The organism is Finegoldia magna, assembly GCF_018371055.1.
Classification (GTDB): domain Bacteria; phylum Bacillota; class Clostridia; order Tissierellales; family Peptoniphilaceae; genus Finegoldia; species Finegoldia magna_I.
Window position 1 is genome coordinate 1 of the sequence record NZ_JAGYZD010000243.1, and the last position, 2,443, is coordinate 2,443.

At 26.9% G+C, this 2,443-nt stretch carries 2 protein-coding genes; both read right to left on the reverse strand.

Going from position 1 to position 2,443, the window contains the following annotated elements:
* Positions 1 to 982: 23S rRNA (adenine(2503)-C(2))-methyltransferase RlmN (gene rlmN, locus KHW44_RS08575; protein WP_304068459.1), on the reverse strand; the 982-nt coding region annotated here is incomplete at its 3' end.
* 49 nt (positions 983 to 1,031) lie between these two features.
* Positions 1,032 to 2,303 carry a 16S rRNA (cytosine(967)-C(5))-methyltransferase RsmB gene (rsmB, locus tag KHW44_RS08580; RefSeq protein WP_304068462.1) on the reverse strand — a complete coding sequence of 424 codons (1,272 nt, stop codon included), beginning with the start codon at positions 2,301 to 2,303 and terminating at the stop codon, positions 1,032 to 1,034.
* Positions 2,304 to 2,443: the final 140 nt, after the last annotated feature.

A 2,443-nucleotide genomic window follows, 5' to 3' on the forward strand; every position in this document is an offset into this window, starting at 1 on the left:
CCTGTTTTCTTCTTATTGTAGTATTAACATTGTTTTTATTCATGTAATTCATAAATTCCATCATCTTGTTTCTATCTGGAGATTTTTGATTAAATTCTTCAATAGGATTTAATGTTATTAAGTTCAAAAGACAATTTCTATTTTTTAATAAATCGACTAGCTTGTCCATATATTTTTTTGAATCATTTACACTTTCGATTACCGTATACTCAAATCCAATTCGCCTTTTGGTTTTATCAAAATAATAGTCACAAGCATCTAGAATTTCTTCAATTGAGTATTTGTTTCCAATAGGCATTAGCTGACTTCTCTCATTATCAGATGGATTATGAAGTGAAATAGTTATGTTTATCCCTATATTTTCATCTGCAAGTTTAATTATTTTATCTACTAATCCACATGTAGATAATGTTATATTTCGAATAGACATATCTTGTCCTTCTTTGTCTGTAATCAAATCGATAAACCTTATAACATTATCGTAATTATCTAATGGTTCCCCTATGCCCATTAAAACCATATTATTAATTCGTATACCCAAATCATTTTCTACCAAATATATCTGAGCACACATCTCATAAGGTTGTAAATTTCTTACGAAACTTTTCTTTGTCGATGCACAAAATTTGCATCCCATTTTACAACCAATTTGTGTTGATAAGCATATTGAAGTGTGAGTTTTATATTCCATAAACACCGTTTCTACGATATTACCATCACTCAACTCTATAAGATATTTTTTCGTGTTGTCTAATTTTGAATCAATCCTTTTGATAATAGAACAATTTTTGATACTATTGTAGTTGTCTAGTTTTTCTCTTAAATCATTAGAAAAATTAGTCATATTGTTAGGATTGAATATTCTATTTTTATGAATAGCTTGAAAATACTGCAATGCTCTGAAAGATTTTTCTCCGTTATTCACAAAAAATTCTTTCAGTTCATCGACAGTCATATTTTCCAAGACAATTTTATTTTGCATATTATTCACCAATCTAAATTATATCAAAAATCTCAAGTTTTGTAATCTATTAGTCTTTTACAAACTTTGAAATGAAAAAGCCCTGCGTTCCTTTTTGGAATGGCATAAGTTTGATAAATTCATTTTTATCTCCATAAAAATCAATATCTTCTCTTTTTAAATTTAATTTATTTTCAATATAATCCACATTTTCTTCGTTCTCTTCTTTTAAAAGAGAGCATGTAGAATATACTAAGATGCCGCCTTTTTTTAAATATTTTTCACAATTTTCAAGAATTCTTCTTTGGATTCCAACTAAATCTTCTACATCTTTTTTCGTTCTGAATAACTTTATCTCTGGATTTTTATTGATAACACCAGTTGCAGAGCAAGGTGCATCCACAAGAATTCTATCAAATTTATTTATCAAATCTTCTTGTAAAATAGTTGCATCAAAATTCATATATTGAACATTTTCAACTCCACATTTATATACATTCTCTTTTATTCTATCTATTTTATTATTATTAATATCATTACAGTAAATAATCGATTGATTATTTGTTATTTCTTGAATGTTGCATGATTTTGACCCAGGAGCTGCACAAATATCAAGAACTACTGAGTTCTCCATTGGCTCTAAAACATCTGCGCACAAACTACAAGAACCATCTTGGATAATAAATTTACCTTCTTTAAATTCGTTCGTATCTATTATCGATTCAGGATTTCTTACGATAAAACTATCTTTTAAAAAAGGATGTTCTTCTAATACGAATCCTTGCTTTTCTAAGTTAATTTTTAAATTATTTTCCTTCAATTTATTTTGTTTAATTACAAAATCAGATTTGTAAAAGAATGATTTTAAAAGTTTTTTTACAGTTTTTTTAGAATAAGATTTGTTCAACATCTTAAGTAATTCTTTGTTTATGGAGAATTTAATTTCATCTCCTAAATCTTCCTCATCCAAATTAATCCTGCAAACCTCCCTTAGAACAGCATTAACATAATCTTTATAATGTGTTAAGTTGTTAGCCAATTCTACTGCTTCGTCAACTACAGCATAATCAGCTGTTTTCATAAATAGTATTTCCGTAGTTGCCATTCGCAAGATTTCCAGAACAATTTTATCAAGCTTATTTAATTCCAAATCGCTGCACTTAGATATTACATAATCTAAGAAAAATCTATTTTCTATTTCTGTAAATACACACCTTTTAATGTACGCGATATCTCTCTTGTCCAAATCACCATAATCATAAGTCTTTAATAATTCAGAAGAGTATCCTGATTTATTATTAATTGAATTGGTAATATTAATTATTTCGTTTCTAATATTCATAATCTCTCATTTCTTTTAATTATTTTAATTACATAATATATTTTACACTAAAACAGCAAAAATAAAAAAATTGAACCTAAAAGGATTAACCCTAGGTTCAATCTACATTAATTTTTAATCTCTATCTCTTGATATCAGTA

Bases quoted from the DNA above. Each gene is read 5' to 3' on its own strand.
- rsmB (WP_304068462.1), bottom strand. From the start codon at position 2,303: ATGAATATTAGAAACGAAATAATTAATATTACCAATTCAATTAATAAT.